Raw genomic sequence first — 8,922 nt, 5'->3', positions numbered from 1 at the left:
TCAACGCCAAGCCGGCGGCGGCGGCGGTGCGCGAGTTCTTCGGCTCCTCGCAGCTCAGCCAGTTTATGGACCAGACCAATCCGCTTTCGGAGGTCACCCATAAGCGCCGCCTGTCGGCGTTGGGGCCAGGCGGCCTGACGCGGGAGCGCGCAGGCTTCGAGGTGCGCGACGTGCACGCCACCCATTACGGCCGCATCTGCCCGATCGAAACGCCGGAAGGGCCGAATATCGGCCTGATCAATAGCCTGGCCACCTTCGCCAAGGTCAATAAATACGGCTTCATCGAAACGCCTTACCGCCTGGTGAAGGATGGCAAGATCGTCGGCGAGCCGCGCTATCTCTCCGCCATGGAGGAGGAGCGCTTGGTGGTTGCCCAGGCGGATGCGCATGTTGATGCCGCGACGGGTGAGTTCCTGTCGGACCTGGTGAGCGTGCGCCAAGGTGGTGACTTCCGGCTGGTGAAGCCCGAGGAAGTGACGGCCATTGACGTCTCGCCCAAGCAGTTGGTCTCGGTGGCCGCGGCCCTCATTCCCTTCCTGGAGAATGACGACGCCAACCGCGCGCTGATGGGCTCCAACATGCAGCGCCAGGCGGTGCCGCTGATCAAATCCGATGCGCCTCTCGTGGGCACCGGCATGGAAGCGGCGGTGGCGCGTGACAGCGGTGCGGCCATCGTCGCCCGGCGCGACGGCGTGGTGGACCAGATCGATGGCGCGCGCATCGTGGTGCGGGCCACCGGCGATGACGGCACGACGCGCGGCGTGGATATCTACCGTCTGCGCAAATTCATGCGCTCCAACCAGAGCACCTGCATCAACCAGCGCCCGCTGGTGAAGGTGGGTGATGCGGTGCGCCAGGGCGAGATCATCGCCGATGGCCCCTCGACCGAGCTGGGCGAATTGGCGCTGGGCCGCAATGTGCTCGTCGCCTTCATGCCTTGGAATGGCTATAATTTCGAAGATTCGATCCTGATCAGCGAGCGCATCGCGCGCGATGACGTGTTTACCTCCATCCACATCGAAGAATTCGAAGTGATGGCGCGCGACACCAAGCTGGGCCAGGAGGAAATTTCTCGCGATATTCCGAATGTCGGCGAGGAGGCCCTTCGCAATCTGGACGAGGCCGGCATTGTCTATGTCGGCGCCGAGGTGAATCCGGGCGATATCCTCGTCGGTAAGGTTACGCCGAAGGGTGAGAGCCCGATGACGCCGGAGGAAAAGCTCCTGCGCGCCATCTTCGGTGAGAAGGCCTCCGACGTGCGTGACACCTCGCTGCGCCTGCCGCCAGGTGTGGCCGGCACGATTGTCGATGTGCGCGTCTTCAACCGCCGTGGCGTGGACAAGGATGAACGCGCCAGCGCCATTGACCGCGCCGAGATCGAGCGCCTCGCCAAGGACCGTGACGACGAGAAGAAGATCCAGGAGCGCTCCTTCTTCGGCCGCCTGCGCGAGCGGCTGCTGAACCGCAAGGCATCGGGCGGCTTCAAGGCGGTGAAGGCCGGCACGGTCATCGATGATGATCTGCTGAACCAATTCGCCCCTGCCACATGGCGCCAGATCGGCGTGCAGGATGACGCGGTGATGGCCGAGATCGAGGCCATGAAGCGCGAATTCGACGCGGCGATCGAAAAGCTGCAAAAGCGCTTCGACAGCAAGGTGGAAAAGCTCCAGCGCGGTGATGAACTGCCCCCTGGCGTGATGAAGATGGTCAAGGTCTTCGTCGCGGTGAAGCGCAAGCTGCAGCCCGGCGACAAGATGGCCGGCCGCCACGGCAATAAGGGTGTGGTCAGCCGCGTGACGCCGATCGAGGACATGCCCTTCCTCGAGGATGGCACCAGCGTGGATATCGTGCTCAACCCGCTGGGCGTGCCCTCGCGGATGAATGTGGGCCAGATTCTGGAAACCCATCTCGGCTGGGCCTGCGCCACGCTGGGCAAGCAGGTGCATGCGCTGGTCGAGGATTATCGTCGCTCCTCCGCGGTGAAGGATGAGCTGCTCGCCAAGCTACATGAGATTTACGGCGAAGAGGTGTTCCGCCGCGACATCGCGCCGATGAGCGAAGATCAGCTGATCGAACTTTCGGACAATCTCTCCAAGGGTATCCCCATCGCCACCCCGGTTTTCGATGGTGCGCGCATGTCCGATATCGAAGGCATGCTGACCATGGCGGGGCTCGATACCTCCGGCCAGATGCAACTTGTCGATGGCCGCACCGGTGAGCTCTTCGAGCGTAAGGTGACCGTGGGCTATATCTACATGCTCAAGCTGCACCACCTGGTGGATGACAAGATCCACGCGCGCTCCATCGGGCCCTACTCGCTGGTCACCCAGCAGCCGCTCGGCGGCAAGGCGCAGTTCGGTGGCCAGCGCTTTGGTGAGATGGAGGTCTGGGCGCTGGAGGCCTATGGCGCCGCCTACACCTTGCAGGAGATGCTGACGGTGAAGTCGGATGACGTCTCCGGCCGCACCAAGGTGTATGAGGCGATCGTGCGCGATCAGGACAGCTTCGAGGCTGGTATCCCGGAATCCTTCAACGTGCTGGTGAAGGAACTGAAGAGCCTGGGCCTGAACGTCGATCTGGAAAACGCGGCGGAGTGATTTCGCCACCCCGACTTGCGTCAAACGTGTCTTTCACCGCCCGGGGGGCATCCTCCCGGGCGTGCAGAATGGAGAATTGGGTCGCATGAATGAGCTGATGAAGATCCTGGGCCAAACCGGCCAGGCCGTCACTTTCGACCAGATCAAGATCACCATGGCTTCGCCGGAGCAGATTCGCTCCTGGTCCTATGGCGAGATCAAAAAGCCTGAGACGATCAACTACCGCACCTTCAAGCCGGAGCGGGACGGGCTGTTCTGCGCCCGGATTTTTGGCCCGATCAAGGATTACGAGTGCCTTTGCGGCAAGTATAAGCGGATGAAGTTCCGCGGCATTGTCTGCGAGAAATGCGGCGTGGAAGTCACGCTGGCCAAGGTGCGGCGTGAGCGTATGGGCCATATCGAGCTGGCCTCGCCCGTCGCGCATATCTGGTTCATGAAGAGCCTGCCCAGCCGTGTGGGCCTCATGGTCGATATGACGCTGAAGGATCTCGAGAAGGTTCTCTATTTCGAGAGCTATGTGGTGCTTGAGCCGGGGCTGACCGACCTCAAGCTGCATCAATTGCTCAATGAGGACCAATACCAGTCCAAGCTCGACGAGTTTGGCGATGACGCCTTCTCGGTCGGCATTGGTGCTGAGGCGGTGAAGCAGATCCTGGCCGGCATTGATCTGGTGAAGGAGAGCGTGCGCCTGCGCACCGATCTGCGTGAGACGAGCAGCGAGGCCAAGCGCAAGAAGCTGGTCAAGCGCCTCAAGCTGATCGACGCCTTCAATGAAAGCCGCGCCCGGCCGGAATGGATGATCCTGGACGTCGTGCCGGTCATCCCGCCCGAGCTGCGCCCGCTTGTGCCGCTCGATGGTGGCCGCTTTGCCACCTCGGATCTGAACGACCTGTATCGCCGCGTCATCAACCGCAACAACCGCCTCAAGCGGCTGATCGAGCTGCGCGCGCCGGACATCATCGTGCGCAACGAAAAGCGCATGCTGCAGGAATCGGTGGACGCGCTATTCGACAATGGCCGCCGCGGCCGCGCCATCACCGGTGCCAATAAGCGCCCGCTCAAGTCGCTGTCCGACATGCTCAAGGGTAAGCAGGGCCGTTTCCGGCAGAACCTGCTGGGCAAGCGCGTCGATTATTCCGGCCGTTCGGTCATCGTGGTGGGCCCGGAATTGAAGCTGCACCAGTGCGGTTTGCCGAAGAAGATGGCCTTGGAGCTGTTCAAGCCCTTCATCTATTCGAAGCTGGAAAAATACGGCCACGCCACCACCATCAAGGCCGCCAAGCGGATGGTGGAAAAGGAGCGGCCCGAGGTGTGGGACATCCTCGAAGAGGTGATCCGCGAACACCCTGTCATGCTCAACCGCGCGCCGACGCTGCACCGCCTGGGCATTCAGGCCTTCGAGCCCGTGCTGGTCGAGGGCAAGGCCATTCAGCTTCACCCGCTGGTCTGCACCGCCTTCAATGCTGATTTCGACGGTGACCAGATGGCCGTCCACGTGCCGCTCTCGCTGGAAGCCCAGCTCGAAGCGCGCGTGCTGATGATGTCCACCAACAACATCCTCAGCCCGGCGAATGGCAAGCCGATCATCGTGCCGAGCCAGGATATCGTGCTCGGCATTTACTACCTCTCGCTGGAGACGGCGGATTACCGCGCCGCCGATGATGCGGCCGCGCCGCGCATCGGCGATATGGGCGAGATCGAGCAGGCGCTGCAAAGTGGCGCGCTGACGGTGCACACCAAGATCATCACCCGGCGCAAGACGGTGGATGCCGAAGGCCGCCCCTTCATGGAGCGCCTGGTCACCACGCCGGGGCGGATGATGATCGCGGCCCTGCTGCCGATCCACCCGATGCTGCCCTTCAGCATCATCAACCGCACCCTGACCAAGAAGCTGGTCTCGGACGTGATCGACCTCGTCTACCGCCATTGCGGCCAGAAGGAGAGCGTGATCTTCGCTGACCGTCTGATGGGCCTTGGCTTCAAGCAGGCGGCCAAGGCGGGCATTTCGTTCGGCAAGGACGATATGATGATCCCGGAAGAAAAGCCGGCGATGATCGCCAAGACCAAGGGCGAGGTGAAGGAGTTCGAGCAGCAATATCTCGACGGGCTGATCACCGCGGGCGAGCGCTACAACAAGGTGGTGGACGCCTGGTCGCGTTGCACCGACACTGTGGCGGCCGCCATGATGAAGGAGATCTCCCGCCAGGAGGTCGGCCGCGTGACGAACTCGGTCTGGATGATGAGCCATTCCGGTGCGCGCGGTTCGCCGGCGCAGATGCGCCAGCTCGCCGGCATGCGCGGCCTGATGGCCAAGCCCTCGGGCGAGATCATCGAGCAGCCGATCATCGCGAACTTCAAGGAAGGCCTGACCGTGCTGGAGTATTTCAACTCCACCCACGGCGCCCGCAAGGGCCTGGCCGATACCGCGCTGAAGACGGCGAATTCCGGCTATCTGACGCGCCGCCTGGTCGATGTGGCGCAGGATTGCATCATCGTGAATGATGATTGCGGCACCGAGCGCGGCATCACCGTGCGTGCGGTGATGGATGGCGGTGAGGTGGTCTCCTCGCTCAGCGAGCGTATCCGCGGCCGCACCATTCAGCGCGATATTCTCGACCCGATCTCGGGCGATGTGATCCTGGCGCGCAATACGCTGGTGGAAGAAGCCGATGCCGAGGCGGTCGAAAAGGCCGGTGTGGAAGAGGTGTTCATCCGCTCGGTGCTGACCTGCGATGCGCGGGTGGGCGTGTGCGGCCATTGCTATGGCCGTGACCTCGCACGCGGCACGCCCGTCAATGTGGGCGAGGCGGTGGGCGTCATCGCCGCGCAGTCGATCGGCGAGCCGGGCACCCAGCTCACCATGCGCACCTTCCACATTGGTGGCGCGGCGCAGCGTTCGGCCGAAACCTCCGGCGTGGAGGCCAATACCGATGCGACGGCGCGGGTGATCAACCTCAATATCGTCACCAACAGTTCCGGCGCGCCGGTGGTGATGAGCCGAAACTGCGAAATCCTGCTCTTTGACGCCGCCGGCCGCGAGCGTGCGCGCTTCCGCGTGCCCTATGGCGCCAAGATGCTGATGACCGAGGGCGATACCGTCACCCGCGGCACCAAGCTGGCCGAGTGGGACCCCTTCACCCTGCCCATCATCACCGAGCGTGGTGGCACGGTGGAATATGCCGATCTGATCGAGGGCATCACCGTTATCGAGCGGACCGATGATGTCACCGGCCTCAGCTCCAAGGTGGTGGTGGACTATAAGCAATCCGCCAAGGGTGCCGATCTGCGCCCGCGGCTGCTGCTGAAGGACGCCAAGGGCGAATTGCTGAAGCGCCCGACGGGTGGCGATGCGATCTACTTCCTCAACCCCGATACGGTGTTGACGGTGGAGAATGGCGTTCAGGTCGCCGCCGGTGACGTGATGGCCCGCCTGCCGCGCGAATCCTCCAAGACGCGCGATATCACCGGTGGTCTGCCGCGTGTGGCCGAGCTCTTCGAGGCACGCCGCCCGAAGGATGCGGCCATCATCTCGGACATTGATGGCCGAGTGGAATTCGGCAAGGATTACAAGGCCAAGCGCCGCGTGGTGGTGAAGGCCGACCAGCTGGGCGACGAGCCACCGGTCGAGCGCGAATACCTGGTGCCCAAGGGCAAGCACGTCTCGGTGCAGGAGGGCGACTATGTGAAGGCCGGTGACCCGCTGGTCGATGGTCCGCGCGTGCCGCATGACATCCTGCGCGTGTTGGGGGTGGAGGCGCTGGCCAATTACCTCGTCAACGAAATCCAGGACGTCTATCGCCTGCAGGGCGTGAAGATCAACGACAAGCACATCGAGGTGATCGTTCGCCAGATGCTGCAAAAGGTTGAGATTCTGGATGGCGGCGACACCACCTATCTGGTGGGCGAGACGGTGGACCGCATCGAATTCGAGATCGAAAACGAAAAGCGGATCAACGCCAAGGAGCGGTCGGCCCGGGCCGAGCCGGTGCTGCAAGGCATCACCAAGGCCTCGCTGCAAACGCTCAGCTTTATCTCGGCGGCCTCCTTCCAGGAGACCACCCGGGTGCTCACCGAGGCGGCGACTGCCGGTAAGGTGGATAACCTGCTCGGCCTGAAGGAGAACGTCATCGTCGGCCGGCTGATCCCAGCCGGCACGGGTGCGGTGATGAACCGGCTGCGCGCGATTGCGGCGCAGCGTGACAAGGGGCAATTGCCGGCGGCGCAGGTGGCTATCACTGACGAGACGGCTGCGGCTGAGTGACAGCAACGGGGGGAGGGAACTCCCCCCGGGGCCGCATTCTTTTATTTTTGTGGGTGAAGCGCCGGCCTTGGGGCCGGCGTTTTTTTTGAGCCGCTGTGGCGGCCAGCCGGGGCTGCGTAGCCGGTGGACAGGGGCGGCGGGAGGAGCACTTGGCGGAGGCGGGCCGGCTTGCCCGCACGGCTCGCCCGCGGGCGTGAGGGGCAGAAGGCCTTGAATCGCCGGATCGCTCTGATTTGTTAAATTCCCGCTGCACCTCGCTTGACTCATCCCCACCCGCCGCGTAATCACTCGCCCCTGGCCAGAGCGTCACTTCCGGGTGGCGCGCTGGGGTTTGTATCAATCGCTGCGCTGCCGGCGCCGCCTCCAATACCGGGGGCTGAGGCCGGGGGCGGGTCGAGTACCCCGCAGGGTGTGCCAAGGCACGCTGGGCGGGGTGTTCGGCATTCTGGAGACCAAAGGGGCGTCATGCCGACGATCAACCAGCTCATCGCGCAAGGGCGCGAGCCGCAGAAGAGCCGCAACACGGTTCCTGCCCTGCAAGGCTGCCCGCAGAAGCGCGGTGTTTGCACCCGCGTCTACACCACGACACCGAAGAAGCCGAACTCGGCGCTTCGTAAGGTCGCCAAGGTGCGCCTGACCAATGGCTTCGAGGTGGTGAGCTACATCCCCGGTGAAGGCCATAACCTGCAGGAACACTCGGTTGTCCTGATCCGCGGCGGCCGCGTGAAGGACTTGCCGGGTGTGCGCTACCACATCCTGCGCGGCGTGCTTGATACGCAGGGCCTGCCGAAGCGCCGCAAGCGCCGGTCGCTCTACGGCGCGAAGCGGCCGAAGTAAGGGGAACGGAAAGATATGTCTCGTCGTCACAGCGCTGAAAAGCGTGAAGTTCTGCCCGACCCGAAATTCGGTGATCTCGTGCTCAGCCGTTTCATGAACGTGCTGATGTATGATGGTAAGAAGAGCATTGCGGAGGGCATTGTTTATGCGGCTCTCGATACGCTGAAGAAGCGTATGGGCCAGAATGGTGACCCGCTGCGGGTGTTCCATGAGGCGATGGACAATGTGAAGCCGGCGGTTGAGGTGCGTTCGCGCCGCGTCGGTGGTGCCACCTATCAGGTGCCGGTTGAGGTTCGTCCGGAGAGGCGCCAAGCCCTGGCCATCCGCTGGATCATCGACAGCGCCCGCAAGCGTGGCGAGAACACGATGGAAGAGCGCCTGTCGGCCGAGCTGATGGATGCTGCCAATAACCGCGGCACTGCCGTGAAGAAACGCGAAGATACCCACCGGATGGCCGAGGCAAATAAAGCCTTTAGCCATTACCGCTGGTAACCCAATCAAGCTGACGGAATCCTAAGATGGCCAAGGCGAAATTCGAGCGGAACAAGCCGCACTGCAACATCGGCACCATTGGTCACGTGGACCATGGCAAGACGTCGTTGACGGCTGCGATCACTAAGGTGCTGGCGAAGACCGGTGGTGCGACGTTCACCGCGTATGATCAGATTGACAAGGCGCCGGAAGAGAAGGCGCGCGGCATTACGATTTCCACGGCACACGTGGAATACGAGACCGCGAACCGGCACTACGCCCATGTCGATTGCCCCGGCCACGCTGACTATGTGAAGAACATGATCACGGGTGCGGCGCAGATGGACGGCGCGATCCTGGTGTGCTCGGCCGCTGACGGCCCGATGCCGCAGACGCGTGAGCACATCCTGCTTGCCCGTCAGGTCGGTGTGCCGGCACTGGTGGTGTTCCTGAACAAGATGGACCTGGCCGACCCGGATCTGGTCGAGTTGGTGGAAATGGAAGTGCGCGAGCTGCTGAGCGCCTACAAGTTCCCCGGCGACGATATCCCCGTGATCAAGGGTTCGGCTGTGGCCGCCCTGGAAGACAAGACCCCCGAGATTGGCGAGCAGGCGATCCTGGCGCTGATGGCGGCGGTTGATGAATACATCCCGCAGCCGGCGCGCGCATTGGACCGTCCTTTTCTGATGCCGGTTGAGGATGTGTTCTCGATCTCCGGCCGCGGCACGGTGGTGACCGGCCGCGTCGAGCGCGGCA

At 63.2% G+C, this 8,922-nt stretch carries 5 protein-coding genes; all 5 read left to right on the top strand.

All coding sequences use genetic code 11. The features are described 5' to 3' along the window. A partial coding sequence (rpoB, locus tag ABWP84_RS17170; protein WP_353213251.1) for a DNA-directed RNA polymerase subunit beta occupies positions 1-2,597 on the top strand: 2,597 nt, incomplete at its 5' end. Between the two features lie 85 nt (positions 2,598-2,682). Next, positions 2,683-6,858 carry a DNA-directed RNA polymerase subunit beta' gene (gene rpoC, locus ABWP84_RS17165; protein WP_353213250.1) on the top strand — a complete coding sequence of 1,392 codons (4,176 nt, stop codon included), beginning with the start codon at positions 2,683-2,685 and terminating at the stop codon, positions 6,856-6,858. Positions 6,859-7,323: 465 nt separating this feature from the next. Then, a complete protein-coding gene (gene rpsL, locus ABWP84_RS17160; protein WP_353213249.1) occupies positions 7,324-7,695 on the top strand; it encodes a 30S ribosomal protein S12 in 372 nt (123 codons plus the stop codon). 15 nt (positions 7,696-7,710) lie between these two features. Continuing rightward, positions 7,711-8,187: a 30S ribosomal protein S7 gene (gene rpsG, locus ABWP84_RS17155; protein WP_353213248.1), complete on the top strand. Its 477-nt coding sequence runs from the start codon at positions 7,711-7,713 to the stop codon at positions 8,185-8,187. Positions 8,188-8,213: 26 nt separating this feature from the next. After that, positions 8,214-8,922 (top strand): GTP-binding protein (locus ABWP84_RS17150; protein ID WP_353213247.1); only part of this gene is annotated, 709 nt, incomplete at its 3' end.

Source organism: Rhodovarius sp. (genome assembly GCF_040399605.1).
Taxonomy (GTDB): Bacteria; Pseudomonadota; Alphaproteobacteria; order Acetobacterales; family Acetobacteraceae; genus Rhodovarius; species Rhodovarius crocodyli_A.
This window is presented reverse-complemented; position numbering and strand designations above follow the sequence as displayed.